The organism is Streptomyces sp. NPDC058284, from assembly GCF_042881135.1.
Taxonomy (GTDB): Bacteria; Actinomycetota; Actinomycetes; order Streptomycetales; family Streptomycetaceae; genus Streptomyces.
Genome location: NZ_JBHVYE010000017.1, coordinates 119,124 through 145,810, shown reverse-complemented (window position 1 = coordinate 145,810; position 26,687 = coordinate 119,124). Strand labels below are relative to the sequence as shown.

Annotated in this window: 23 protein-coding genes; 19 read left to right on the top strand and 4 right to left on the bottom strand. The window is 71.6% G+C overall.

The genetic code is table 11. The annotated features are described in order from the left end of the window. Nucleotides 1-93 precede the first annotated feature (93 nt). The 3 genes from ACFVYR_RS23730 (at nt 94) to ACFVYR_RS23720 (ending at nt 2,265) form a co-directional block, all read left to right on the top strand. Nucleotides 94-642, top strand: coding sequence for an SAV_6107 family HEPN domain-containing protein (locus ACFVYR_RS23730; RefSeq protein WP_384260717.1), 549 nt, complete (start codon nt 94-96; stop codon nt 640-642). A 97-nt stretch (nt 643-739) separates the two neighbouring features. After that, nucleotides 740-1,576: a class I SAM-dependent methyltransferase gene (locus tag ACFVYR_RS23725; RefSeq protein ID WP_384260714.1), complete on the top strand. Its 837-nt coding sequence runs from the start codon at nt 740-742 to the stop codon at nt 1,574-1,576. A 275-nt stretch (nt 1,577-1,851) separates the two neighbouring features. Then, complete coding sequence (locus ACFVYR_RS23720; protein WP_384260712.1) at nt 1,852-2,265, top strand: DUF3040 domain-containing protein; 414 nt, start codon at nt 1,852-1,854, stop codon at nt 2,263-2,265. 424 nt (nt 2,266-2,689) lie between these two features. On the opposite strand, the gene ACFVYR_RS23715 is transcribed toward ACFVYR_RS23720, so the two are convergent. The 4 genes from ACFVYR_RS23715 to ACFVYR_RS23700 all read right to left on the bottom strand — a co-directional run bounded on the left by ACFVYR_RS23715 (nt 2,690) and on the right by ACFVYR_RS23700 (nt 8,365). Then, nucleotides 2,690-5,116 (bottom strand): DUF3488 and DUF4129 domain-containing transglutaminase family protein, encoded by a 2,427-nt coding sequence (locus tag ACFVYR_RS23715; protein ID WP_384263098.1) that lies wholly within the window; start codon nt 5,114-5,116, stop codon nt 2,690-2,692. Between the two features lie 79 nt (nt 5,117-5,195). Beyond that, nucleotides 5,196-6,563: a DUF58 domain-containing protein gene (locus ACFVYR_RS23710; RefSeq protein ID WP_384263095.1), complete on the bottom strand. Its 1,368-nt coding sequence runs from the start codon at nt 6,561-6,563 to the stop codon at nt 5,196-5,198. Continuing rightward, nucleotides 6,563-7,585, bottom strand: coding sequence for an AAA family ATPase (locus ACFVYR_RS23705; protein WP_384263092.1), 1,023 nt, complete (start codon nt 7,583-7,585; stop codon nt 6,563-6,565). The genes ACFVYR_RS23710 and ACFVYR_RS23705 overlap by 1 nt, the downstream gene beginning before the upstream one ends. A gap of 222 nt (nt 7,586-7,807) precedes the next feature. Beyond that, complete coding sequence (locus ACFVYR_RS23700; RefSeq protein ID WP_384263090.1) at nt 7,808-8,365, bottom strand: beta-class carbonic anhydrase; 558 nt, start codon at nt 8,363-8,365, stop codon at nt 7,808-7,810. Nucleotides 8,366-8,780: 415 nt separating this feature from the next. Between ACFVYR_RS23700 and rsmH the strand changes: the two genes are divergently transcribed. From rsmH to ACFVYR_RS23620, 16 genes are all read left to right on the top strand, one after another. Beyond that, nucleotides 8,781-9,740 carry a 16S rRNA (cytosine(1402)-N(4))-methyltransferase RsmH gene (gene rsmH / locus ACFVYR_RS23695; protein ID WP_384263087.1) on the top strand — a complete coding sequence of 320 codons (960 nt, stop codon included), beginning with the start codon at nt 8,781-8,783 and terminating at the stop codon, nt 9,738-9,740. An 89-nt stretch (nt 9,741-9,829) separates the two neighbouring features. Continuing rightward, the gene (locus tag ACFVYR_RS23690; RefSeq protein ID WP_384263084.1) at nt 9,830-10,462 is read left to right on the top strand and encodes a septum formation initiator family protein; all 633 of its coding nucleotides are present in this window, start codon (nt 9,830-9,832) and stop codon (nt 10,460-10,462) included. Between the two features lie 5 nt (nt 10,463-10,467). Continuing rightward, nucleotides 10,468-12,426, top strand: coding sequence for a peptidoglycan D,D-transpeptidase FtsI family protein (locus ACFVYR_RS23685; protein WP_384263081.1), 1,959 nt, complete (start codon nt 10,468-10,470; stop codon nt 12,424-12,426). A gap of 19 nt (nt 12,427-12,445) precedes the next feature. Beyond that, nucleotides 12,446-14,134: a UDP-N-acetylmuramoyl-L-alanyl-D-glutamate--2,6-diaminopimelate ligase gene (locus tag ACFVYR_RS23680; protein WP_384263078.1), complete on the top strand. Its 1,689-nt coding sequence runs from the start codon at nt 12,446-12,448 to the stop codon at nt 14,132-14,134. Nucleotides 14,135-14,138: 4 nt separating this feature from the next. Then, nucleotides 14,139-15,545 carry a UDP-N-acetylmuramoyl-tripeptide--D-alanyl-D-alanine ligase gene (murF, locus tag ACFVYR_RS23675; protein ID WP_384263075.1) on the top strand — a complete coding sequence of 469 codons (1,407 nt, stop codon included), beginning with the start codon at nt 14,139-14,141 and terminating at the stop codon, nt 15,543-15,545. Continuing rightward, nucleotides 15,542-16,612, top strand: a complete 1,071-nt coding sequence (gene mraY / locus ACFVYR_RS23670) for a phospho-N-acetylmuramoyl-pentapeptide-transferase (RefSeq protein ID WP_384263072.1) — start codon at nt 15,542-15,544, stop codon at nt 16,610-16,612. Before murF ends, mraY begins: the two co-directional genes overlap by 4 nt. Beyond that, nucleotides 16,594-18,033, top strand: a complete 1,440-nt coding sequence (murD, locus tag ACFVYR_RS23665; RefSeq protein ID WP_384263069.1) for a UDP-N-acetylmuramoyl-L-alanine--D-glutamate ligase — start codon at nt 16,594-16,596, stop codon at nt 18,031-18,033. The genes mraY and murD overlap by 19 nt, the downstream gene beginning before the upstream one ends. 48 nt (nt 18,034-18,081) lie before the next feature. Continuing rightward, entirely contained in the window at nt 18,082-19,392 is a 1,311-nt protein-coding gene (gene ftsW, locus ACFVYR_RS23660; protein WP_384263066.1) for a putative lipid II flippase FtsW, read from the top strand. A 6-nt stretch (nt 19,393-19,398) separates the two neighbouring features. Next, complete coding sequence (gene murG / locus ACFVYR_RS23655) at nt 19,399-20,493, top strand: undecaprenyldiphospho-muramoylpentapeptide beta-N-acetylglucosaminyltransferase (RefSeq protein ID WP_384263063.1); 1,095 nt, start codon at nt 19,399-19,401, stop codon at nt 20,491-20,493. A 14-nt stretch (nt 20,494-20,507) separates the two neighbouring features. Further along, complete coding sequence (locus tag ACFVYR_RS23650) at nt 20,508-21,299, top strand: cell division protein FtsQ/DivIB (RefSeq protein ID WP_384263060.1); 792 nt, start codon at nt 20,508-20,510, stop codon at nt 21,297-21,299. Between the two features lie 275 nt (nt 21,300-21,574). Further along, the gene (gene ftsZ / locus ACFVYR_RS23645; protein ID WP_384263058.1) at nt 21,575-22,810 is read left to right on the top strand and encodes a cell division protein FtsZ; all 1,236 of its coding nucleotides are present in this window, start codon (nt 21,575-21,577) and stop codon (nt 22,808-22,810) included. 17 nt (nt 22,811-22,827) lie between these two features. After that, nucleotides 22,828-23,538, top strand: a complete 711-nt coding sequence (gene pgeF / locus ACFVYR_RS23640) for a peptidoglycan editing factor PgeF (protein WP_384263055.1) — start codon at nt 22,828-22,830, stop codon at nt 23,536-23,538. A gap of 6 nt (nt 23,539-23,544) precedes the next feature. After that, nucleotides 23,545-24,264: a YggS family pyridoxal phosphate-dependent enzyme gene (locus tag ACFVYR_RS23635; RefSeq protein WP_384263053.1), complete on the top strand. Its 720-nt coding sequence runs from the start codon at nt 23,545-23,547 to the stop codon at nt 24,262-24,264. Nucleotides 24,265-24,388: 124 nt separating this feature from the next. After that, nucleotides 24,389-25,015, top strand: coding sequence for a cell division protein SepF (locus tag ACFVYR_RS23630; RefSeq protein ID WP_384263050.1), 627 nt, complete (start codon nt 24,389-24,391; stop codon nt 25,013-25,015). An 80-nt stretch (nt 25,016-25,095) separates the two neighbouring features. Further along, nucleotides 25,096-25,380, top strand: coding sequence for a YggT family protein (locus ACFVYR_RS23625; RefSeq protein WP_150166801.1), 285 nt, complete (start codon nt 25,096-25,098; stop codon nt 25,378-25,380). 55 nt (nt 25,381-25,435) lie between these two features. Further along, nucleotides 25,436-26,548 carry a DivIVA domain-containing protein gene (locus ACFVYR_RS23620; protein WP_384263047.1) on the top strand — a complete coding sequence of 371 codons (1,113 nt, stop codon included), beginning with the start codon at nt 25,436-25,438 and terminating at the stop codon, nt 26,546-26,548. Nucleotides 26,549-26,687: the final 139 nt, after the last annotated feature.

Here is a 26,687-nt window from a genome sequence, read left to right as displayed (position 1 = left end):
GCAAAGGGCCAGGTCAGGGCCGATTGTCAGTGGCGTACTCCACGATGGGCACATACGGCCACTGCGCCGTCACACGACGACAGGAGGTTCGTCATGGCCAGCACTTCCGCAGCAGCCGCCCGTCGGCACCGCGCCGTCGGCCCTGCTCCCTCACTGACCGGCCCGGCGAGCGATGTCCACCCCGTCCTGCGCCGCGCCACGGCCCCGCCCGCCGCCCTCGAACTGCTCGCCCAGGCCCGCGCCGGAATCGACGAGGCCGCCCACCTGGACGCGCCGAACGAGCGGTACGCCACCGCCCACCTCGCCGCCCTGCGCACCGCCGCCGCCGTCCTCGCCGCGCGCGGGCGCCCCGAGACGACCCCGCGCCGTCGCCAGCGCATCCGCAGCGCCTGGGAAGTCCTCCCCGAGATAGCCCCCGAACTGACCGAGTGGAGCGCCCTGTTCGCCTCCGGCGCCGCCCGCCGGGCCCGCGCAGAGGCGGGCATCAAGGACGCCGCCACCACCCGCGACGCCGACGACCTGCTCCGCGACGTGGCGATGTTCCTGCGCATCGTCGAGCGGATGCTGGTCCTGCAGCCCGTCCTGCCCCAGCCGAGGCAGGAGCCGCCGGCCGCCGGAGAGGAGCCGCCACAGGCGGGCTGACCGGGGTCTCACGTCGCGGGACGGGTGGCCCGGGCACCGAACGCCAGGCAATAAGGTGGTGGTGATCCGCACCCCACGCGCCGAGGAGTCAACTGCCGTGTCGGACCCGATGCGCCCACCCGCCTCCCACCAGCACCCCCAAACGGCGTCACCGCGCTCCGACTCCCCCCGCCCGCGCGCTTCCCTGCGCACCGCCGTCGTCTGGGACGTCCTGAAGGAGGCCCTCGACCGTCGCGTCAAGGTCACCGGCCGGGAGTCCCGCGCCGAGCTCGACGTGCTCGACACCGGCGGCGGCAGCGGCAACTTCGCGGTGCCCGTCGCCCAGCTCGGCCACCGCGTCACCGTCGTCGACCCCAGCCCGAACGCCCTCTTCGCCCTTGAGCGCAGGGCCGCCGAGGCCGGCGTCGCGGACCGGGTGCGCGGCGTCCAGGGCGACGTGCTCGGCCTCTTCGACGTCGTCGAGCGGGGCGGCTTCGACGCGGTCCTGTGCCACGGCGTCCTGGAGTACGTGGACGACCCGGCGGAGGGCGTGCGCCTCGCCGTCGACGCGCTGCGCCCCTCCGGCGTCCTCAGCCTGCTCGGCGCGGGACTCGGCGGCGCGGTGCTCGCGCGGGCCCTCGCCGGGCACTTCACCGAGGCGCGGACGGCGCTCAGCGACCCGGCGGGCCGCTGGGGCGAGGGCGACCCCGTGCCGCGCCGCTTCACCGCCGAGCAGCTCACCGAGCTGGTCGAGGCCGCGGGCGTGCGCGTCGACGCGGTGCACGGCGTCCGGGTCTTCGCGGACCTGGTCCCCGGCGTCCTCGTGGACACCGAGCCGGGCGCCCTGGAGGCCCTCCTCAAGCTGGAGGCCGCCGCCGCGGAACTGCCCGCTTTCCACGCGGTGGCCACCCAACTGCATGTGCTCGGTGAGGCGCGGGGCGCCGCGGAGGCCTGAGATGCCGCTGCGGCCGACCGGCTGATCAGCGACGCAGCCGCACATGGAGTACGCCACAGGCCCCCCGAACGGGCTACGGGCGCCGTATGATCGAGGCACACCGTTCTGCATGACGGTCCGGCCGCTGGGGAATGCACGCATCAGCGAGCCGGGGTGGCGTGGTGGTCCGGTTTGGCGAAGTTGGCGCAGAGGGGCGGGTTTCACGGGGGCGATTCCCTGCCTATCCTGAAGGGGACCCCCGGTCGCCCCGGCGACTGCACGATGAGGAGGACTCCGTGCCGCTCTCGGAGCACGAGCAGCGCATGCTCGAGCAGATGGAGCGAGCGCTGTACGCCGAAGATCCCAAGTTCGCGACAGCGCTTGAGGGAAGCGGGCTGCGCACGTACACCCGGAAGCGGGTCTACCAAGCGGTCGCGGGCTTCCTGGTGGGCATCGCCCTTCTCATGGCCGGAATGGTCGCCCAGCAGATCTGGATCAGCGTGGTGGGGTTCCTCGTCATGCTGGGGTGCGCGGTGCTCGCGGTCACCGGCTGGCGCAAGGCGCCGAAGCCGGGCGAGCAGCCCGCGGGCGCGGCAGCCGGACCAGGTGGGGCCCCGGCCCGTCGGCAGGCGAAGCAGCGCCGCTCCGTCATGACCCGTATCGAGCAGCGGTGGCAGCGCCGCCGCGACGAACAGCAGGGCGGTCAGTGAGCGCGTCGGCTCACCACTGACCGGACAGGACGCGAAGACATCCGAAGGCATCCGTGAGGGGTGACAGCCCGGTGGGGCGGTCACCCCTCACGCGTATGTGCCGGGCGCCGGGGCCGGGGCCGGAACGAGCGTGAAGTCCGGTCGGGGCGCGGTGGAGGGCCGGTGGAGCACCGGCCCTCCCGTGCGGCGGGGGCTCGAGGACAGGCCCTCAGAGCCTGTCTTTGAACCCCCGCCTGCGCCCCGGCGCCCGGCACGCACGCTCGGCGCACGGAGCCCCAGGACAGGTGGCTCCGCCACATGACCTGGGACTCCGCACACCGATCGCACGCTTCCCCAAGCTCTCGGCTCCGCTCGAGCAGGGGAGGCCCCAATCCACCGCTGCGCCCGCGCTTCGCGCGGACGACGGGGGTTCAAAGACAGGCTCTCAGCTCTCCTGTCCGGCCCGGCGCGGCAGCTTCCGGGCGAGCGCCGCCCACCGCTTGGCGCCCCGCTCGCGCCAGCGCGCGCCGAACGCCGTCCAGCGGTCCGAGACCGCCCACACCACCCGCGCGGCCGAACGCGGAGCGAGCAGCACCCGCAGCCGGGTGGCCCGGCCCACCGAGGCGTTCAGCCCGTCCCGCACCCGGCCCACGTCCTCGGCGAGACCCTGCACGGGCTGCGGGCGCGGGGCGTAGAGCACCTGCTCCACCGCGGCGGCCACCCGGTGGACGGCCTCCGCGGGCCCGGCGGACAGCTGCCCGACGCGGACGATCCGCGCGGCCGCCTTCCGGGGGGTCAGTGACTCGTCAGGCGCGATGCCGTGGTCCCAGGCCGTATCGGTCACTTCGAGCCAGGCGGCCAGGGTCCGCGCCGCCGCGTCCGCCCCGGTGCGGCCGCCGGGAGCCAGTCGTACGGTCCGCGCGCGGGTCCGCCACAACAGCGGCAGCAGCGGCACGACGAGGACGAGCAGCGCCGCGAGGGAGAGGCCGACGATCATCCCGACGGGCGGTCCTCCGCCGTCCGAACCGGCCGCGACCTGCGGCGCCGCGCTCTGGCAGCCGCCCTGCTTCTTCATGTCGGGCGGGCAGGTGTCCGACGCGGAGGGCGCCGTGGAGGGCTCGGAGGAAGCGGAAGGCTCCGGCGTGCCCGGGTCGCTCGCGCCACCGGAGGGGACGTCGGCGCGGGTGTACTCCGGCACCGAGCCGCGGCTCGGCGTCGGCTCGAAACGAGTCCAGCCCACGCCCTCGAAGTACAGCTCGGGCCAGGCGTGCGCATCCCGGAGGCCGACCGACATCGAGCCGTCCGCCTGCGGGGTGCCCGGCGTGAAGCCCACCGCGACCCGGGCCGGAATCCCCAGCGTCCGCGCCATCGAGGCCATGGCGAAGGAGAAGTGGACGCAGAAGCCTTCCTTCTGCTTGAGGAACCGCTCGATCGCGGAGGGGCCGCTGCCCGCCCGCACCCGGGTGTTGTACGTGAATCCGCCGTCGGAGGCGAAGTAGTCCTGGAGCTTGACCGCCTGCTCGTACTGGTTGGCGGCGCCCTTGGTGACCTCGCGTGCCCTGGCCCCGACGAGCCGCGGCAGCGAGTCGGGCACCTTGGTGAACTCACGCCGCAGGTCGTCGTCGGGGGCCGGGGCGGCCGCGAGCTGCTCGGCCGTCGGCTCCACGATCAGGCTCTTGACCTGGTACTGCGCACCGCGCGTGGTCTGGCCCCTGTCGCCGACGACGGAGCGGCCCACCGGCTCGTACCGCCAGCGCCCGTCGATCTTCACCTGGCTGGCCGGGAAGGGCATCGGCAGCCAGTTCTGCGCGTAGCTCTCGGCGGCCGCGAGGTTGGTCTGGATCTCGGTCCTGCGGACGTCGGGGCTCAGACCCCTGGGGCTTGGCAGCGGTGTCTCCACGTCCTGGATGTGCCGGACGGTGGTCTTCCACGTGGTGCCGTCGAACTGGTCGAGCGAGACGATCCGCAGGTAGAGGTCGTCGGTGCCGTCGGCGTTCGTGCGGTACGACAGGACCTCGCGGTCCTCCGGCTGGTTCAGGCTGTCCTGGAGCGCGACCAGCGGATTGACCGCCGAGATCGTTCCGCCGCCGCCCGAGCCGTCGCCGCCGGGACCGCCGGAGCCGTGCAGCAGGCCGCCGTCCAGGGCGGGCAGCGCCAGCGGCACCACCAGGGCGATGCCGAGGGCGACCGCGCCGATGCGCCGTCCCGTACGGACCGGCGCGAGCGCCCCGCTGTTGCTCTCCAGGCCGCCGGAGACCCGCCCCGGCGCGCGCGCCGCGCCGCCGAACACCCGGCCCCACTGGGAGAGCCGGTCCCGCCCCTCCGCCAGGAGCAGCAGCAGGTAGCCGGCCGCCGCCAGCAGGAACCACAGCCAGCCGGCGCCGCCCTCGGAGAGCCCCGCCGCGACCGAGTACAGGGCGAGCAGCGGAAGCCCGGCCGGGGCCGCCGTACGGAACGTCACCGCGAGCGCGTCCACCGCGAGACCGACCACCAGGACGCCGCCGACCAGCATCAGCCGGATGCCGTCGCTGAGCGGCGCCGGGATCATGTACCGGCTGACGTCGTCGCCGCCCGCCTCGAGGAGCAGGCCGAACCGGCGGAACACGTCGGGGCCCGGCACGATCCCGGCGATGGCCTGCTCGCGGGCGAAGACCAGCGTGAGCAGGAGCAGCGTCACCAGTGCCTGCACCACCACGGTGACCGGCCTGGCCAGCGGCGCCCGCCGGGCCAGCGCGCCCACCCCGCTCTGGAGCACGAGCAGGATCACCGCCTGCAGGAACCACGTCGCCGGATCGACGAGCGGCAGCAGCGAGCCCGACGCCATCAGCGTGGCCGCGGTGGCGCACACCGCGAGCCGCGCGCGTCCGCTCATGACCGTCCCCCTGCTGTCTTGAAGCCCCACGCCGTCGTGCGCCCGCCCGGCCATCGCCCCGTGCCGCCGTCCCGGCCGTTCATGCCCATCCCCCGGTCGTCGTGCCCGCGGTGGGCGCGGGGCCCGCGCTCGTACGGGCGTGGTCCGCCTGCCGCCACAGTTCCTCGAGGCGCGCCCCCGGGACCACCACAAGTGCCGTCCAGCCCGCTTCGCGGAGCATCCGCGCACGCGCATCGCCGGCTCCGGAGGGACCGGCTCCGGGGCCCTGCGCCCAGGCCGCGCCGTCCAGCACGAAGGCGACAGCGGAACCGCTGCGCTGGCGCATCTTGGCGGCCACCGTCGCCTGCTCCTCGTCGAGGTCGCCGAGGAAGGCGACGAGGAGGCCTTCGTTCCCGCCGCGCAGCACGTCGTACGCCCGGGAGAGCCCGGTGCCGTCCGAGTGGTCGATCACCGCGAGGGTGTCCATCATCAGCCCGGCGGCGTCCGCCGACTCCTGGCTGGCGCCCGCGAAGCCGTCCGAGCCCTCGCCAGGGACGGAGGTGCCGGTGTCGGTCAGCAGCCGCACCGAGAAGCCCCGTTCGAGCATGTGCACCAGGGCTGAGGCGGTGCCCGACACCGCCCACTCGAAGGCCGAGTCGGGCCCGGCGCCCCGGAAGCCGATGCCCCGGGTGTCCAGGAGCACCGTGCAGCGGGCCCGCTGCGGCTGCTCCTCGCGGCGCACCATCAGCTCGCCGTAGCGCGCGGTGGAGCGCCAGTGGACCCGGCGCAGGTCGTCGCCGTGACGGTACCCGCGCGGGATGACGTCGTCCTCGCCGGCCAGCGCCAGCGAGCGGTTGCGCCCGTCGCCGTACCCCTTGGCCTCGCCCGTGAGCCGCACCGGGGGCAGCGCCTCCACGCGCGGGATGACCGTCAGGGTGTCGTACGTCGAGAAGGACCGCGTCAGCTCGCACATCCCGAACGGGTCGGTCAGGCGCAGTTGCAGGGGCCCCAGCGGATAGCGCCCGCGCAGGTCGGAGCGGACGCGGTAGGAGACCTCGCGCCGTCCGCCCGCCTCGACCCGGTCGAGCACGAACCGGGGCCGCGGCCCCAGCACGTAGGGCACCCGGTCCTGGAGCATCAGGAGGCCGGTGGGCAGCCGCGAGATGTTGTCCATCCGCAGGTGGACGCGGGCCTCCGCGCCGGCGGGCACGCGCGAGGGGGAGAGCCTGCGGCTGCCCGCGACGCGGTAGCGGGTGCGGAACAGGACGGTGGCGCACACCAGCGGCAGCACGGCGAGCAGTAACCCGACGCGCAGCAGGTCGCCCTGGCCGAGGACGTAGGCGCAGATGGCGGCGGCCACACCGGCCGCGAGGAAGGAACGTCCGCGGGTGGTCAGGCCCGCGAGAGCCGTGCGAAGGCCGCCCTTCTCGTCCTCGGCGGGGCCCGGCGGCTGCCCCCCGGCCGTCATCAAAGCCTCCGGGCGCCGGGCGGCTGCTGGTTGAAGTAGGAGTTGGTGTTCGGCTGCGCCGCGGCGGGCACCGGGGTGCGCTGGAGGATCTCCAGGACGACGGATTCGGCCGTACGGCGGTTCAACTGGGCCTGCGCCGTGGGCAGCAGCCGGTGGGCGAGGACCGCGACGGCCAGGGCCTGCACATCGTCCGGCAGGGCGTACTCCCGGCCGCTGAGCGCGGCGGAGGCCTTGGCGGCGCGCAGCAGGTGCAGGGTCGCGCGCGGGGAGGCGCCGAGCCTGAGGTCGGGGTGGTTGCGGGTCGAGGAGACCAGGTCCACCGCGTACCGCCGGACGGGGTCGGCCACGTGGACCGTGCGCACGGCGTCGATGAGCTTCACGATCTCGTGCGCGTGCGCCACCGGCTGGAGGTCGTCCAGGGGCGAGACGCCGCCGTGGATGTCGAGCATCTGCAGCTCGGCCTCCGGGCCCGGGTAGCCGATGGAGACGCGCGCCATGAAGCGGTCGCGCTGCGCCTCGGGCAGCGGGTAGGTCCCCTCCATCTCGACGGGGTTCTGGGTGGCCACCACCATGAACGGACTGGGCAGTTCGTAGGTCTGCCCGTCGATGGTGACCTGGCGCTCCTCCATGGACTCCAGGAGCGCGGACTGCGTCTTCGGAGAGGCGCGGTTGATCTCGTCACCGATGACGATCTGCGCGAAGATCGCGCCCGGCTTGAACTCGAAGTCCCTGCGCTGCTGATCGAAGATGGACACGCCGGTGATGTCCGACGGCAGCAGGTCCGGCGTGAACTGGATGCGTCGCACGGAGCAGTCGATGGACCGCGCCAGCGCCTTGGCGAGCATGGTCTTGCCCACGCCGGGCACGTCCTCGATGAGCAGATGTCCCTCCGCGAGGAGCACCGTCAGCGAAAGCCGTACGACCTCTGGCTTGCCCTCGATCACACCCTCCACCGACCTGCGGACGCGCTCCGCTGTGGTGGTCAGATCTGTGAGGCTCGCTCGATCGTCATAGGTCGTCACCCGGCCCTCCTCGGCCCTTCCCCACACTCCAGAGGAGCGGGAAATACCCCATTCCCGGGCCGCCACTCAAGCGCACGGCCCGGTACACCCCAAATTCACGGACATCACGCCACAATGCTTCCGCGTGATGTCACTCCCGCATTGTTGTTGGGCATACCGGGTCGTGTCACTCGCCTGTGGATAACTGGCGCCGATTTGTCGGGTCTTACGCCTTTATGTCAGTCACGCAGGGTCGATCTCCCGCAGCAGACCCGAGGTCACGTCGAACACGAAGCCGCGGACGTCGTGGGTGTGCGGCAGGAACGGCGAGGTCCGCACGCGTGCCATGGACTGCCGCACGTCCTGGTCGACGTCGGCGAAGGACTCCACCGCCCAGGAGGGGCGCTGTCCGACCTCCATCTCCAGGTCGTGCCGGAACTCCTCGGTGAGGGTCTCCATGCCGCAGTTGGTGTGGTGGATCAGGACGACGCTGCGCGTGCCCAGCGCCCGCTGGCTGATGGCCAGGGAGCGGATCACGTCGTCGGTGACCACGCCGCCCGCGTTGCGGATGGTGTGGCAGTCGCCCAGTTCGAGGCCGAGCGCGCGGTGCAGGTCGAGGCGGGCGTCCATGCAGGCGACGACGGCGACCTGCAGGACGGGACGGGCGTCCATGCCGGGGTCGGTGAAGGCCGAGGCGTACTTCTCGTTCGCTTCGACGAGGCGGTCGGTGACCGTGCCGTCGGCTATGCCGCCGGTGGTCTCTGCGCGGGTGCGGTCCGAGGAGGCTGCGGATGTCGACATAGCCAAGACGTTAGTAGCCACTGACCGTCCGGGCTCGCTGTGAGAAGGGACAAAGAACGTCAAAGACCTTTGTTGTGAGCTAACCCACAGACGGCTGCGACCTGCGGCTGAACGGGTGACCGTGGCGGATTCCCGACCCGCGCGGGACCGGCCCACGACGCGCAGGCCGGTTGATTGACCGGGCCGGACCGTCGACTAAAGTGACGCGGAGCGGGAGACGACCTGCTCCCTGCTGGACCGCACATCCCGGAGATTCCCGGAATCTCCACCACGTGCGCGGCGCGAACGTACGGCTCGGCCTCCTCCCGCTCCCGGTCGGCTGACGCCACCTTCCCGGCGCCGGCAGCCCATTCCCCTTCACGGAGCGGGCGGGGACCCGGCGGTGCGTACGCCGCGCCGGACCTGAGAGGGCCCCTTGAGCGACAACAGCCGACACGTCCCGGTGATGCTCCAGCGGTGCCTGGACATGCTGGCCCCCGCGCTCGCCGAGCCGGGCGCCGTCGTCGTCGACTGCACCCTCGGACTCGGCGGCCACAGCGAGGCCCTCCTCGCCACCTTCCCGGCCGCCCGCCTCGTCGCCCTGGACCGCGACAAGGAAGCGCTGCGCCTGTCCGGCGAGCGGCTCGCCCCCTACGGCGACCGGGCCACCCTGGTGCACGCGGTCTACGACGAACTCCCCGACGTCCTCGAGCGCCTCGGCATCCCGCGCGTCCAGGGCGTCCTCTTCGACCTCGGCGTCTCCTCCATGCAACTGGACGAGGCCGACCGGGGGTTCGCGTACGCCCAGGATGCCCCCCTGGACATGCGCATGGACCAGACGACCGGCATCAGCGCCGCCGAGGTCCTCAACACCTACGCGCCCGGCGAACTGGTGCGGATCCTGCGGGCGTACGGCGAGGAGAAGCAGGCCAAGCGGATCGTCAGTGCCGTCGTCCGCGAGCGCGAGAAGGAGCCGTTCAGCAACAGCGCGCGGCTCGTCGAGCTGATCCGCGACTCGCTGCCGCAGGCCGCCAAGCGCACCGGCGGCAACCCCGCCAAGCGCACCTTCCAGGCCCTGCGCATCGAGGTCAACGGCGAGCTGAGCGTCCTGGAGCGGGCCATCCCCTCGGCCGTGCGGGCGCTCGCCGTCGGCGGCCGGATCGCCGTCCTGTCGTACCAGTCCCTCGAAGACCGGCTGGTCAAGCAGGTGTTCGCGGCCGGCGCCGCGACGACGGCGCCGCCCGGCCTGCCCGTCGTCCCCGAGCGCTACCAGCCCCGGCTCAAGCTCCTGACGCGCGGTGCCGAACTCCCCACAGAGGAAGAGATCGCCGAGAACCGCAGGGCGGCGCCCGCGCGGCTGCGGGGGGCGCAGCGCATCCGCGAGGACGTCGGGTGACGCCTCGCCCGGGCGCCGGCCCTGAGCAGAACCCGCTGAGCAGTATCCGCTGAGCAGAGTCCGCTGAGCAGAGTCCGCGAGGAGGCTCCATGAGAAAGAAGCCCGAACTGCGGGGGAGGGCCGCCCGCCTCGCGCGCCTGCTGCCCCAGGGCGCGAGCCAGGCCGCGCGCACCCCCTTCGTCCTCCTCGTCGTCCTGCTCCTCGGCGGTGGCCTGATCGCCCTGCTCATCCTGAACTCCTCCCTCAACGAGGGCTCGTTCCAGCTGAGCGAGTTGAAGAAGCAGACGAAGGACCTCACCGAGGAGAAGCAGGAACTCCAGCGCGACGTGGACGGGTACGCGGCCCCCGAGGCCCTCCAGCGCCGCGCCCAGGAGCTCGGCATGGTCCCCGGCGGCGATCCGGCCTTCCTCTCCCCCGACGGCACCGTGCGCGGCGTGCCGGGACCCGCGGCCGCCCGGCCCTCGGCGCTGAGCTACCTCGCGCCACGCCCGCAGGAGGTGGCGTCCCCGGCCGCCACCGTCTCGGTCCCCGCCGTGCCGTCGGTCCCGCCCGCGGCCTCGCCCCGGACCCCGGCCGCCGGCGCCCCCGCCGCGCAGCCCTCCGCCCAGGCCCCGGCCGACCCCGCCGCCCCGGCCCCCGCAGCCCCCACAGCCCCCGCGATCCCTCGGCCCGCCGACCCCGGCCCGTTGAACCCCGGCCCCACGACGACCTCCGGCAGGTGACGCAAGTGTCCGACAGGGAACCCCCGCGGCGCCGGGTGCCAGGACCCGCGAAGCCCACCGGCTCCGCACGGTCCGGCCCGTCCCGCCGCCCGGCGCCGGGCGCCCGCCCCGCCAACCGCCGCCCCGCGGCCAGGGGCAGGAACCGCACCATCCGCCTGGGCAGCCCCCGGCCGCGCCTGCGCATGGTCACCCTCGGCCTGACGCTGGTGATGCTGGCCTTCGTCGTACGGCTGCTTCAGGTGCAGGCCGTCGACGCGAGCGCGTACGCGGCCAAGGCCGAGAAGAACCGCTACTTCACGCACACCCTGGCCGCCGAGCGCGGACGCATCACCGACCGCGGCGGCGTCGAACTGGCCGCCAGCGTGGACGCGTACGACATCACGGCGGACCCCACGCTGTTCACGCCGAAGGAGACGAAGACCGAGGACGCGCCCGAACAGGCCGCCGCGCTCCTCGCCCCGATCCTCGGCAAGGACGTCGCCGAGCTGACCGGGAAGCTCAAGAAGGCCGACACGCGGTACGTCCTGCTCGCCCGCCGCCAGACCCCCCAGGTGTGGAAGCAGATCAAGGACCTGCGCGGCGCGCTCGGCGAGAAGGCCGCCGCGGACCCGAGCTCCCCGAACGTACTGGCCGGCGTCCTCGCGGACCCGAGCAGCAAGCGGGTCTACCCGAACGACGAACTGGCCGCCGGGATACTGGGCTGGGTCAACTCCGACGGCAAGGGCGCGGGCGGCCTGGAGCAGCAGCTCAACAAGAAGCTGGCGGGCGAGGACGGCAAGATCAAGTACGCCCAGTCCGGCGGCCGCCAGGTGCCGACCGCGGGCTCCACGGAGACGCCCGCCGTGCCCGGCTCCGACGTCGAACTCACCATCGACCGCGACATCCAGTGGGCCGCGCAGAGCGCCATCACCGAACAGGTCAGGAAGTCGAAGGCCGACCGCGGCTACGTCATAGTGCAGGACACCCGGACCGGTGAGGTTCTCGCGATGGCCAACGCCCCCGGCTTTGACCCCAACGACCTCACCCAGGCCGACGGCGCGGCGCTCGGCAACGCCTCCCTCCAGGACGCATTCGAGCCCGGCTCCACCGCCAAGGTCATGTCGATGGCCGCCGTCCTCGAGGAGAACGCGGCCACGCCCGGCACCCATGTCACGGTGCCCAACCGGCTGCACCGCGGCGACCGGCTCTTCCAGGACGACATCGACCACCCGACCTGGCAGCTGACGCTCAACGGCGTGCTCGCCAAGTCCTCCAACATCGGCACGATCCTCGCCACCGGCGAGCTGGGCAAGACGCAGAAGGAGACCAACCGGATCCTCTACTCGTACCTGCGCAAGTTCGGCATCGGCGAGGAGACCGGGCTCGGCTTCCCCGGCGAGACCCCCGGCATCTTCGCGCCCGCCGCCAAATGGTCGACCTCGCAGCAGTTCACCATCCCGTTCGGCCAGGGCTTCTCGATCAACGCCATGCAGGCGGCCTCGGTCTACTCGACCATCGCCAACGGCGGCGTACGCGTCGAGCCCACGCTGGTGCGCGGCACGAAGGGCCCGGACGGCCGCTTCACGCCCGCGCCCAGGCCCAAGAAGACCCGGGTGGTCAGCGACAGGACCGCAAGGACCGTGTCGCGGATGCTCGAATCCGTCGTCGACGACGAAGAGGGCACCGGAGCCAAGGCCCGCATCCCCGGCTACCGCGTCGCGGGCAAGACAGGTACGGCCAACCGGGTCGACCCCGCGACCGGCCGCTACAAGGGGTACACCTCTTCCTTCGCCGGCTTCGCGCCCGCGGACAAGCCGCGCGTCACCGTCTACTGCGCGATCCAGAACGCCACAAGCGGCAGCTACTTCGGCGGCCAGATCTGCGGCCCCATCTACAAGGAAGTCATGGAGTTCGCCCTCAAGACGCTCCAGGTCCCGCCCACCGGCAGCGCCCCGGCCCGCCTCCCGGTGACCTTCAAGCCCTGAGACCCACCAGGAACCACGCGTGACAACGATCACCCCGGGCGCGGGGAACCACCCCGCGCCACGCCCCTCACTTCGCCCTGAGCCGGGTGCGCCCGGTACGCTCACCGCCGTGCCACACGCTGATCAGTCCCAAACCACCCAGAAGGGCGCTCCCGTGACATATCCGGGACCGCCGCGGCCCGTCCAGGTCTCACCGGCCTCCCTGACGGAGCTCGCAGCGCAGCTGGGCGTCGCCGAACCAGGAGAACCGGGCACCCCGGACACCTCGGGGAACGCCGGCACCACGGAGATCACCGGCATCACGCACGACTCCCGCGCGGTGCGCCCCGGCGACATCTACGCCGCGCTGCCCGGCGCCCGCATGCACGGCGCCGACTTCGTCGCGCAGGCCGCCGACCTCGGCGCCGCGGCCATCCTCACCGACCCGACAGGCGCCGAACGCGCGGCCGCGACCGGCCTGCCCGTCCTCGTCGTCGACAGCCCCCGCGCCGTCATGGGCGAGCTGGCGGCCACGGTCTACGGCCACCCCGGCCGCGACCTGCTCCAGATCGGCATCACCGGCACCTCCGGCAAGACCACCACCGCGTACCTGATCGAGGGCGGCCTCAAGGGCGTCCGCTCGACCGGGCTCATCGGCACGGTCGAGATGCGCATCGGCGACGAGCGCATCAAGTCGGAGCGCACGACACCCGAAGCCACCGACCTCCAGGCGCTGTTCGCGGTGATGCGCGAGCGCGGCGTCGAGGCGGTCGCGATGGAGGTCTCCAGCCACGCGCTGGTGCTCGGGCGGGTGGACGGCTGCGTCTTCGACGTCGCCGTCTTCAACAACCTCAGCCCGGAGCACATGGAGTTCCACTCCGGCATGGAGGACTACTTCCAGGCCAAGGCGCAGCTGTTCACCAAGCGGCGCTCCCGGGTCGGCGTGGTGAACTTCGACGACGAGTACGGACGCAGGCTCATCACCGAGTCGGAGGTGCCCGTCACCACCTTCTCCGCCGAGGGCCACCCCGACGCCGACTGGCGCGCCGAGGACGTCGAGGTCGGGCCGCTCGACTCGACGTTCGTCGCGGTCGGCCCCAAGGGCGAGCGGATCACCGCCAAGTCGCCGCTCGCGGGCCCCTTCAACGTCGCCAACACCCTGGCCGCGATCGTGTCGCTCGCCGTCGCCGGGATCGATCCGCAGCAGGCCGCCGACGGCGTCGCGGCGGTGCCCGGCGTCCCCGGCCGCCTGGAGCGCGTCGACGCGGGCCAGCCCTACCTGGCCGTCGTCGACTACGCCCACAAGACGGACGCCGTCGAATCGGTCCTGCGCGCGCTGCGCAAGGTCACCGAGGGCAAGCTGCACATCGTGCTGGGCTGCGGCGGCGACCGCGACAAGACCAAGCGGATGCCGATGGGCGCGGCCGCGGCCCGCCTCGCCGACACCGCCGTACTGACGTCCGACAACCCCCGCGGCGAGGACCCCCTCGCGATCCTCGCCACGATGCTCGCGGGCGCCGCCGATGTACCGGCCCACGAGCGCGGCGACGTCGCCGTGTTCGAGGACCGGGCCGCCGCCATCCGCGCGGCCGTCGTCCGCGCGCGGCCGGGTGACACCGTCCTCGTCGCGGGCAAGGGTCACGAGCAGGGACAGGACATCGCCGGGGTGGTGCGTCCCTTCGACGACCGCCAGGTGCTTCGCGAAGCTATCCAGCAAACCCAGGGATGAAGTTGTGATCGCCCTCTCCCTCGCCGAGATCGCAGACGTCGTCGGCGGGCAGACGTACGACATACCGGATCCGGCCGTCCAGGTCACCGGACCCGTCGTCCGGGACTCCCGTGAGGTGGAGCCCGGCAGCCTCTTCGTCGCCTTCGTCGGCGAGCGCGTCGACGGCCACGCCTACGCGGCCGACGTGGTCGCCGCGGGCGCGGTCGCCGTCCTCGCGTCGCGGCCCGTCGGCGTGCCGGCCGTCGTCGTCGACGACGTCCAGGCGGCCCTCGGAGCCCTCGCGCGCCACGTGGTGCGGCGGCTCGGTGCGACGCTGGTCGCGCTGACCGGATCCGTCGGCAAGACCAGCTCCAAGGACCTCCTCGCGCAGGTGCTGCGGCGCCACGCGCCCACCGTATGGACGCCGGGCTCGCTGAACAACGAGATCGGCCTGCCGCTGACCGCGCTCAGCGCCACCGACGGGACACGGTTCCTCGTCCTGGAGATGGGGGCGCGCGGAATCGGCCACATCCGCTACCTCACCGAGCTCACCCCGCCGAGGATCGGCCTCGTCCTGAACGTCGGCACCGCCCACATCGGCGAGTTCGGCGGACGCGAGCAGATCGCACAAGCGAAGGGTGAGCTGGTCGAGGCGCTGCCCGCCGACGGCGCCGCGGTCCTCAACGCCGACGACCCCCTCGTCCGCGCGATGGCCTCGCGCACGAAGGCGCGGGTGCTCCTCTTCGGAGAGGCCGAGGACGCCGACGTACGCGCGGAGAATGTCCGGCTCACGGAGAACGGACAGCCTGCTTTTACGCTGCACACACCCTCCGGGTGCAGCGACGTGACGCTGCGGCTGTACGGTGAGCACCACGTGTCGAACGCGCTTGCCGCGGCCGCCGTCGCCCATGAGCTGGGCATGTCCGTGGACGAGATCGCCCTCGCGCTCTCCGAGGCGGGCACGCTGTCCCGCTGGCGGATGGAGGTCACCGAGCGCCCGGACGGCGTGACGGTCGTCAACGACGCCTACAACGCGAACCCCGAGTCCATGCGAGCGGCCCTGCGCGCGCTCGCGGCCATGGGCAAGGGGCGTCGTACGTGGGCGGTGCTCGGTCAGATGGCCGAGCTCGGGGACGAGGGTCTCGTCGAGCACGACGCGGTCGGACGCCTTGCCGTCCGGCTCAACGTGAGCAAGCTCGTGGCAGTCGGGGGCAGGGAAGCGTCCTGGCTCCAACTGGGCGCATACAACGAGGGTTCGTGGGGTGAGGAGTCGGTGCACGTGTCCGACGCACAGGCGGCGATCGACCTGCTGCGCAGCGAGCTGCGCCCGGGAGACGTCGTGCTGGTGAAGGCGTCCAGGTCGGTCGGTCTCGAGAAGGTCGCCGCGGCGCTGCTCGAGAACACCAACGAGGGCGAGGTCGCCGGCCGATGAGGCAGATCCTCTTCGCGGGTGTGATCGGGCTCTTCCTGACCCTGGTCGGCACCCCGCTGCTGATCAAACTCCTGGCCCGCAAGGGCTATGGCCAGTTCATCCGGGACGACGGCCCGCGTGAGCACCACAGCAAGCGCGGTACGCCGACCATGGGTGGCATCGCCTTCATCCTGGCCACGCTCATCGCGTACTTCCTCACGAAGATCATCACCGGTACGGAGACCACGCTCTCCGGCCTCCTGGTGCTCTTCCTGATGGCGGGCATGGGCCTCGTCGGCTTCCTCGACGACTACATCAAGATCGTCAAGCAGCGCTCGCTCGGTCTGCGCGCCAAGGCGAAGATGGCCGGACAGCTGATCGTCGGCATCGGCTTCGCCGTGCTCGCGCTGAACTGGCCGGACAACCGCAACCAGACCCCGGCCTCCACCAAGCTGTCCTTCGTCACGGACTTCGGCTGGTCGATCGGCCCGGTCCTGTTCGTGGTCTGGGCGCTGTTCATGATCCTCGCGATGTCGAACGGCGTGAACCTCACCGACGGCCTCGACGGCCTCGCCACCGGCGCCTCCGTCATGGTCTTCGGCGCCTACACCTTCATCGGTGTCTGGCAGTACCAGGAGTCCTGCGCCAACGCGGTCACGCTGACCAACCCGCAGGCCTGCTTCGAGGTCAGGGACCCGCTCGACCTCGCGGTCGTGGCCTCCGCGCTGATGGGCGCCTGCTTCGGCTTCCTGTGGTGGAACACCTCGCCCGCCAAGATCTTCATGGGCGACACCGGCTCGCTCGCCCTCGGCGGTGCGCTCGCGGGCCTCGCGATCTGCTCCCGCACGGAGCTGCTCATCGCGCTCCTCGGCGGCCTCTTCGTCCTGATCACCATGTCCGTCGTGATCCAGGTCGGCTCGTTCAAGATGACCGGCAAGCGCGTCTTCAAGATGGCGCCGCTGCAGCACCACTTCGAACTCAAGGGGTGGTCCGAAGTCCTTGTCGTGGTCCGCTTCTGGATCATCCAGGGCATGTGCGTGATCGTCGGTCTCGGTCTCTTCTACGCGGGATGGGCAGCCGAAAAGTGACCTCTGCGTCCGACTGGCAGGGCAAGAACATCACCGTCGCCGGTCTCGGCGTGAGCGGCGTCAGCGCCGCCCGCGCCCTGGCCGGCCTCGGCGCGTCGGTGACCGTCGTGGACGGCGGCTCGGGAGAGGCGCACCGCCAACGCGCCGCGGCTCTGGAGAGCGACGGCGTCGCCGTACGCCTGGGGGACGCCCAGACGCTTCCCGAGGGCACCGACCTGGTGGTCACCTCGCCGGGCTGGAAACCGTCGTCGCCGCTGTTCGCCGCGGCCGCGCGGGCGGGCGTGGACGTCATCGGCGACGTCGAGGTCGCCTGGCGCCTGCGCGGGCCCGGCGCGGCCCCCTGGCTCGCCGTCACGGGCACCAACGGCAAGACCACGACCACCCAGATGCTGGCGTCGATCCTGCACGCGGCAGGCCTGCGCACGGCCGCCGTCGGCAACATCGGCACCCCGATCGTCGACGTGATCCTGGAGGGCGACGACGCCTACGACGTGCTGGCCGTCGAGCTCTCCTCGTACCAGCTGCACTGGGCGCCCTCCCTGCGCGCCCACTCCGCGGCCGTCCTGAACCTCGCGCCCGACCACCTCGACTGGCACGGCTCCATGGAGGCGTACGCCGCCGACAAGGGCCGCATCTACGAGGGCAACCGGATCGCCTGCGTCTACAACGTCGCCGACCGGGCGACCGAGGACCTGGTCCGCGAGGCCGACGTCGAAGAGGGCTGCCGCGCCATCGGTTTCACGCTGAACGCGCCCGCGCCCTCGCAACTGGGCGTCGTGGACGGCATCCTGGTCGACCGTGCCTTCGTGCCGGACCGCCAGAAGCAGGCCCAGGAGCTCGCCGAGATCTCCGACGTCAAGCCGCCCGCGCCGCACAACATCGCCAACGCGCTGGCCGCGGCGGCCCTCGCGCGCGCCGTCGGCGTCGAGGCCACGGCCGTCCGCGACGGGCTGCGCGCCTTCCGCCCGGACGCCCACCGCATCGAGCACGTGGCCGACGTCGGGGGCGTCGCGTACGTCGACGACTCCAAGGCCACCAACACCCACGCCGCACAGGCGTCGTTGGCGGCGTACGACCCGATCGTCTGGATCGCGGGCGGCCTCGCCAAGGGAGCCACCTTCGACGAGCTCGTCGAAGGCGCCGCGAAGCGGCTGCGCGGGGTCGTCCTCATCGGCGCCGACCGCGAGCTGATCCGCGAAGCCCTGGCGCGACACGCCCCCGAGGTCCCGGTCGTCGACCTCGACCGGACCGACACTGGGGCGATGTCCGAGGCGGTACGGCGGGCGGCGGATCTCGCCCAGCCGGGGGACACCGTGCTGATGGCTCCGGCCTGTGCGTCGATGGACATGTTCACCAACTACAACAAGCGTGGTGAAGCGTTCGCGGACGCCGTCCGCGAACTCGGCGCCACGCGCGCCTGACCGGGCTCCCCGCCCGGCGGGGCGCCGGGCACACCCTTGGGAGGGAACGTGGCCAGGTCTTCCGTGCGGGTCGCCAGACGACCGGCTCCGGTACGCGCCAGAGGAGCCGCCCACCCTCCGGGCGAGAGTGGGCTGCGACGGCTGCGCACCCGGGTCCGCCGGGCCTGGGACCGGCCGCTCACGGCGTATTACCTGATCTTCGGCAGCACCCTCCTGATCACCGTGCTCGGCCTGGTGATGGTCTACTCGGCCTCGATGATCCAGGCGTTGCAGCTGAACCTGCCCGCCTCGTACTTCTTCCGCAAGCAGTTCGTGGCGGCCGTGCTCGGCACGGTCCTGCTCCTGATCGCCATGCGGATGCCCGTCAAGCTGCACCGGGCGCTCGCCTACCCGATCCTCGCGGTGACCGTCTTCCTGATGGTCCTCGTACAGATCCCGGGGATAGGGCGCAGCGTCAACGGCAACCAGAACTGGATCTACCTGGGCGGCCCGTTCCAGCTCCAGCCCAGTGAGTTCGGCAAGCTCGCCCTGATCCTGTGGGGCGCCGATCTGCTCGCCCGCAAACACGACAAGCGGCTCCTCGCCCAGTGGAAGCACATGCTGGTGCCGCTCGTGCCCGTCGCCTTCATGCTGCTCGGACTCATCATGCTCGGCGGCGACATGGGCACGGCGATCATCCTCACCGCGATCCTCTTCGGACTGCTCTGGCTCGCGGGCGCCCCCACCCGGCTCTTCGCCGGGGTGCTCGGCATCGCGGCCCTGCTCGGTGTGATTCTCATCAAGACCAGCCCCAACCGGATGGCCAGGCTCGGCTGCATCGGCGCCACCGATCCCGGCCCCGGCGACCAGTGCTGGCAGGCCGTGCACGGCATCTACGCCCTGGCCTCCGGCGGATTCTTCGGTTCCGGACTCGGCGCCAGTGTGGAAAAATGGGGTCAACTGCCCGAACCGCACACCGACTTCATCTTCGCCATCACAGGGGAGGAACTCGGCCTGGCAGGGACGCTGTCGGTGCTCGCCCTGTTCGCGGCTCTAGGCTATGCGGGTATCCGCGTGGCCGGACGCACGGAGGACCCCTTCGTGAGGTATGCCGCGGGAGGCGTGACCACCTGGATCACGGCGCAGGCCGTGATCAACGTCGGTGCGGTGCTCGGTCTGCTGCCGATCGCCGGTGTCCCGCTCCCGCTGTTCTCCTACGGGGGCTCCGCCTTGCTGCCGACCATGTTCGCCATCGGACTCCTCATCGCCTTCGCGCGATCGGACCCCGCGGCGAAGGCGGCCCTGGCCATGCGGCAACCTCGGGTGAGATGGAACACGATGAGACGGCGCGTCAAGGCGCGTTCGTCCGGAGAGCGGTGAATTTCGGTGCATGTCGTACTCGCCGGCGGGGGGACCGCCGGCCACATCGAGCCCGCGCTCGCCCTCGCGGACGCCCTGCGGAGGCAGGACCCGACCGTGGGCATCACGGCCCTGGGCACGGAGCGTGGACTCGAGACCCGACTCGTACCCGAGCGGGGCTACGAACTGGCGCTGATCCCTGCCGTCCCGCTGCCGCGCAAGCCCACCCCTGAGCTGATCACCGTCCCGGGACGGCTGCGCGGCACGATCAAGGCGGCCGAGCAGATCCTGGAGCGCACCAAGGCGGACTGCGTGGTCGGCTTCGGCGGCTACGTCGCGCTGCCGGGGTACCTCGCGGCCAAGCGGACAGGGACGCCGATCGTGGTGCACGAGGCCAACGCGCGGCCCGGCCTCGCCAACAAGATCGGTTCGCGGTACGCCCACGGGGTGGCCGTCGCCACCCCCGACAGCAAGCTGCGCAACTCCCGCTACATCGGCATCCCGTTGCGGCACACCATCGCCACGCTCGACCGGGCCCGGGTCCGCCCGGAGGCGCGCGCCGCCTTCGGCCTCGACCCCAACCTGCCGACGCTGCTCGTCTCCGGCGGCTCGCAGGGCGCCCGCAGGCTCAACGAGGTCGTCCAGCAGATCGCCCCGGTCCTGCAGCGCGCGGGCATCCAGATCCTGCACGCGGTCGGCCCGAAGAACGAATTGCCGCAGGTGCAGCAGATGCCGGGGATGCCCCCGTACATCCCGGTACCGTACGTGGACCGGATGGACCTCGCGTACGCCGCGGCCGACATGATGCTCTGCCGCGCGGGCGCGATGACCGTGGCCGAACTCTCCGCCGTCGGGCTGCCCGCCGCCTACGTCCCGCTGCCGATCGGCAACGGCGAACAGCGGCTCAACGCCCAGCCGGTGGTCAAGGCGGGCGGCGGACTCCTCGTCGACGACGCGGAACTGACGCCCGAGTGGGTCCAGGGCAACGTCCTGCCCGTGCTTGCCGACCCGCACCGGCTGTACGAGATGTCCCGCGCGGCCTCGGAGTTCGGCCGCAGGGACGCCGACGAGCTGCTCGTCGGCATGGTGTACGAGGCGATTGCGTCACGCCGCAACGCGTGAGAAGGCAGGGGACCGTGGCCGGACCGACCACCGCCGAACGGCAGCAGAAGAAGTCCGGCCCGGCCCGTCCGCCGCGCGTCCGCCGCTTCAGGCGGCCGCGTTCGCGCACTCTGATTGTCATTCTGGTCCTGGTCCTGTCGCTCGGTGCCGGCGGCAGCTGGGTGCTCTACGGCTCGCAGTGGCTCCGGCTGGAGCACGTGAAGACCTCGGGCACCCGGGTGCTGACGCCCCGGGAGGTGCGCGAAGCGGCGGACGCCCCCGTCGGGGCACCACTGATTTCGGTCGATACGGCCGCGATCGAAGACCGGCTGCGCTCAAAATTGCCCCGAATTGACTCGGTTGACGTCGTCCGGTCCTGGCCGCACGGAATCGGGCTCGAAGTGACGGAACGTAAGCCGGTTCTTCTCATCGAAAAGGGCGGAAAGTTCATCGAAGTGGACGGCAAGGGAGTGCGATTCGCCACGGTCGAGCGCGCCCCGAAGGCGGTGCCGCTGCTCGAATTGGCGCCGGACCGGGAGAGCGGGGCGGCGAGCCTGCGCCGGTTCGGCACCGACCGGTTGCTGCGCGAGGCGGTGCGGGTCGCCGGTGACCTGCCGGGGGCGGTGGCCAGGGACACCCGGAACGTGAAGGTCCGCTCGTTCGACTCCATCTCGCTGGAGTTGAGCGGCGATCGCACCGTCGCGTGGGGCAGCGGCGAGAGGGGGCGTACGAAAGCCACGACCCTCACCGCCCTGATGAAAGCGGCCCCCAAGGCGCGGCACTTCGATGTGAGCGTCCCCACCGCCCCTGCGGCGTCGGGGAGTTGACGCATATCGTCGCAGGCCAGCACCCTGGTTCGGCAGCGCTACGGCTGATCACATAGGGTGAAAAGAAAAACGGGAGGTTCGGCGTGTTCGTTGAACGTGCGCCACTTGTCGACTTAGTGTCCTGTTCGGAAGAGTCCAGGGAACAGACACACTGGTAACCCTAAACTTCAGCGTTAGGGTTCGGGTCGGCGTTCGGACCGTCCCATTCGGCATCAGTCGCCGCTTCGCATCGATGCGAAACGGCGACACGTAACTCGAGGCGAGAGGCCTTCGACGTGGCAGCACCGCAGAACTACCTCGCAGTCATCAAAGTCATCGGTGTCGGCGGCGGTGGTGTCAATGCCATCAACCGGATGATCGAGGTCGGTCTCAAGGGCGTCGAGTTCATCGCCATCAACACCGACGCGCAAGCCCTGTTGATGAGCGACGCCGACGTCAAGCTCGACGTCGGCCGTGAACTCACCCGTGGACTCGGCGCCGGCGCCAACCCGGCCGTCGGCCGGAAGGCCGCAGAGGACCACCGCGAGGAGATCGAGGAGGTCCTCAAGGGGGCCGACATGGTCTTCGTCACCGCCGGCGAGGGCGGTGGCACCGGCACCGGCGGCGCACCCGTCGTCGCCAACATCGCGCGCTCGCTCGGCGCCCTCACCATCGGCGTGGTCACCCGGCCGTTCACCTTCGAGGGCCGTCGCCGCGCCAACCAGGCCGAGGACGGCATCGCGGAGCTGCGCGAAGAGGTCGACACCCTCATCGTCATCCCCAACGACCGGCTCCTGTCCATCTCGGACCGGCAGGTCTCCGTCCTCGACGCCTTCAAGTCGGCGGACCAGGTCCTGCTCTCCGGTGTCCAGGGCATTACCGACCTCATCACCACGCCCGGCCTGATCAACCTCGACTTCGCCGACGTCAAGTCGGTCATGTCCGAGGCCGGTTCGGCGCTCATGGGCATCGGCTCGGCCCGCGGCGACGACCGCGCGGTGGCCGCAGCGGAGATGGCGATCTCCTCGCCGCTGCTCGAAGCGTCCATCGACGGCGCACGCGGCGTGCTGCTCTCCATCTCCGGCGGCTCGGACCTCGGCCTCTTCGAGATCAACGAAGCGGCCCAGCTGGTCAGCGAGGCGGCCCACCCCGAGGCCAACATCATCTTCGGCGCGGTCATCGACGACGCGCTCGGCGACGAGGTCAGGGTCACCGTCATCGCGGCGGGCTTCGACGGCGGGCAGCCGCCGTCCAAGCGGGACACGGTCCTCTCGGCGTCCTCCTCCGCCAAGCGCGAGGAGCCCTCGGCGCCGTCCGCCACGCCGTCCCGGCCCGCTGAATCGTCCCGCCCGGCCTTCGGCGGCCTCGGCAGCGTCACACCGCGCGACGAGCCCCCGGCCCCGGAGCCCGCCGAGCCGGCCCCCGTGAGCGAGGCCCCGTCCGCGCCCACGGCCCCGCCGCAGGTCCCGCCGGCCCGTCCGTACTCGGACAGCGCCGCCGAAGAGCTGGACGTGCCGGACTTCTTGAAGTGATAAGCGAGCACAGCACCGTGAGCGGCGCGCACTTCGCCTTCACCGACAGGTGGGGCGGGGTGAGCGCCGTTCCGTACGAAGAGCTCAACCTCGGCGGCGCGGTCGGCGACGACTCCGAGGCGGTGCGCACCAACCGCGCGCTGGCCGCCAAGTCGCTCGGCATCGACCCGGACCGGGTCGTCTGGATGAACCAGGTGCACGGCCGCGACGTCGCGGTGGTCGAGGGGCCCTGGGGCTCCGACGCCGGGATTCCCGCCGTCGACGCGGTGGTGACCGCCCGCGAGGGCCTCGCCCTCGCCGTCCTCACCGCCGACTGCACGCCCGTCCTGCTCGCCGATCCCGTGGCCAGGGTCGCGGCCGCGGCGCACGCGGGCCGCCCCGGCATGCTGGCGGGCGTCGTGCCCGCCGCCGTCGAGGCCATGGTGGAGCTCGGCGCCGACCCGGGACGCATCGTCGCCCGCACGGGACCCGCCGTCTGCGGGCGCTGCTACGAGGTGCCGGAGGCGATGCGCGCCGATGCCGCCGCCGTCGAGCCCGCGGCGTACGCCGAAACGAGCTGGGGCACGCCCGCGGTCGACGTGAGCGCCGGGGTCCACGCCCAGCTGGAGCGGCTCGGGGTGCGCGGGCGGCAGCAGTCGCCGGTGTGCACCCTGGAATCAGGTGACCACTTCTCGTACCGCCGCGACCGCACCACCGGTCGTCTCGCGGGCTATGTCTGGCTGGACTGATAGGACATGACGGAACGCAGGACCCAACTCGCGGAGAATCTGGCGAAGGTCGAGGAGCGCATCGCCGCGGCGTGCGCGGCGGCAGGCCGCAAGCGGGAGGAAGTGACCCTCATCGTGGTCACGAAGACCTACCCCGCGAGCGACGTGCGGATCCTGGCCGAACTCGGTGTGCGGCACGTCGCCGAGAACCGCGACCAGGACGCGGCGCCGAAGGCGGCCGAATGTACGGATCTTCCTCTTACGTGGCACTTTGTCGGTCAGTTGCAGACCAACAAGGTTCGTTCCGTGGTCGGTTATGCCGATGTCGTGCAGTCCGTTGATCGTCCCAAACTCGTCACAGCTCTCTCGACGGCGGCGGTACGCGCCGAGCGTGAACTCGGGTGCCTGATCCAGGTCGCACTCGACGCCGAGGAGAACGGGCGGGGCGAGCGCGGGGGCGTCGGGCCCGGCCAGATCGAGGAGTTGGCCGGTCTCGTGGCGGCGGCGCCGGGGCTGCGGCTCGATGGCCTGATGACCGTGGCGCCGCTCACCGGGGCGTATGCGGGGCGGCAACAGGCGGCGTTCGAGCGGTTGATGGAATTCTCAACCCTCATGCGCGCGGCTCATCCTGCTGCGAACATGGTGTCGGCAGGGATGAGTGCGGATCTCGAGCAGGCCGTTGCGGCCGGGGCGACACATGTGCGCGTCGGTACGGCGGTACTCGGAGTCCGCCCCGGGCTCGGGTAACGTCGCCAAGAAGTCGGACCACAGCAGAAAATATGGTCATTCTCGCTGTTGGGCGGGGAGACCCAGTGGATCGCGAGCGGTTGGTGACGACAGCCGATCCACCACAGAGCGGAGGACTCAGAGCATGGCCGGCGCGATGCGCAAGATGGCGGTCTACCTCGGCCTCGTGGAGGACGATGGGTACGACGGTCCGGGGTTCGACCCCGATGACGAGTTCGAACCCGAGCCGGAGCCCGAGCGTGACCGCAGAAGGCACGAACCGTCGCATCAGTCCCACCAGTTGCAAAGGGACGAATCGGTACGAGTGGTGCAGCCGCCGGCCCAGCGCGAGCCGGCGCCCCATTCCGCTCCGCAAGCCGCGGAATCCGGACGTCCGGCACGAATCGCCCCCGTGGCATCCATCACACCTGAACGCCAGAGCCTGGAGAAGAACGCACCGGTGATCATGCCCAAGGTCGTGTCCGAGCGGGAGCCCTACCGCATCACCACATTGCACCCGCGGACCTACAACGAGGCCCGTACCATCGGGGAACACTTCCGTGAGGGCACTCCGGTGATCATGAATCTGACCGAGATGGACGACACGGACGCGAAGCGACTTGTCGACTTTGCGGCCGGTTTGGTCTTCGGTCTGCATGGCAGCATTGAACGAGTGACGCAGAAGGTGTTCCTGTTGTCGCCTGCTAACGTCGATGTAACGGCGGAGGACAAGGCTCGCATCGCAGAGGGCGGGTTCTTCAACCAGAGCTGAGACGCAGTGATGCAGTAGTTGCCGTAGACGCAGTACCGGAACGACGAAGCACGAGTAACAGGGGAGAGGGAACCGCGAACATGAGCGTGGTCGTGCAGGTGCTTTACATCGCGCTGATGTGCTTCCTCATCGTGCTGATCTTCCGACTGGTCATGGACTACGTCTTCCAGTTCGCCCGCTCATGGCAACCCGGCAAGCCGATGGTGGTCGTTCTGGAGGCCACCTACACTGTCACTGATCCACCGCTCAAGCTTCTGCGGCGGTTCATTCCGCCGCTGCGTCTCGGGGGCGTGGCGCTCGACCTGTCCTTCTTCGTACTGATGATCATCGTCTACATCCTGATCCACATCGTGAGTCAGCTGTGAGTGCGATGTCTAATACGGTCTTGCCGAATGCCGACGACTACGTTGAGGTGAAGAGATGCCGTTGACCCCCGAGGACGTGCGGAACAAACAGTTCACGACCGTCCGCCTCCGAGAAGGCTATGACGAGGACGAGGTCGATGCCTTCCTCGATGAGGTCGAAGCCGAACTGACCCGCCTGCTCCGCGAGAACGAGGACCTGCGCGCCAAGCTCGCCGCGGCCACCCGTGCCGCCGCGCAGAACCAGCAGCAGGGCGGAATGCGCAAGGGCCCCGACGGGCCCCAGGACCAGCGCGGTCCCGGCGCACCCGTGCCCGCCGCAATATCGGGTCCGCAGCCGGTCCCGCCGCAGCAGCAGCAGATGGGTGGCCCCATGGGCGGCCCGCCGCAGCTGCCCGGTGGCGCACCGCAGCTGCCCGCAGGCCCCAGCGGCCACGGCCAGGGCCACCCGCAGGGTGGTCCGCAGGGTCCCGGCCCGATGGGTCAGGGTCCGATGGGCCAGGGTCAGATGGGCGGCCCCATGGGCGGTCCCATGGGCGGCCCGCAGATGCCGCAGCCCGGTCAGGGCCCCGGTGGCGACAGCGCCGCCCGGGTGCTCTCGCTCGCGCAGCAGACCGCCGACCAGGCGATCGCGGAGGCCCGTTCCGAGGCCAACAAGATCGTCGGCGAGGCCCGCTCGCGCGCCGAGGGCCTCGAGCGTGACGCCCGCGCCAAGGCCGACGCCCTGGAGCGGGACGCGCAGGAGAAGCACCGTGTCGCGATGGGCTCCCTGGAGTCCGCTCGCGCCACGCTCGAGCGCAAGGTCGAGGACCTGCGCGGCTTCGAGCGCGAGTACCGCACGCGTCTGAAGTCGTACCTGGAGTCGCAGCTGCGCCAGCTGGAGACCCAGGCCGACGACTCGCTGGCCCCGCCGCGCACTCCGGCCACCGCCTCGCTGCCGCCGTCCCCGGCGCCTTCGATGGCTCCGGCCGGCGCGGGTGCCCCGTCCTACGGCGGCAACCAGTCGATGGGCGGCAACCAGCCGGGCAACGGCCCGTCGTACGGCGGCCAGCAGCAGATGTCCCCGGCGATGACCCAGCCGATGGCGCCGGTGCGGCCGCAGGGCCAGCAGCCGATGCAGCAGGCTCCGTCCCCGATGCGTGGCTTCCTCATCGACGAGGACGACAACTGACGGGCGTGAGCACGCCATAGGCGTCGGCGGCGTTCAGGGCCGGGCCCCCAGAATTTCTGGGGGCCCGGCCCTTTTGTGTACCGGCAGGCGATTACGCGAAAGGCCCGGCCCCATCGGGGCCGGGCCTTCGGTGCGAGCG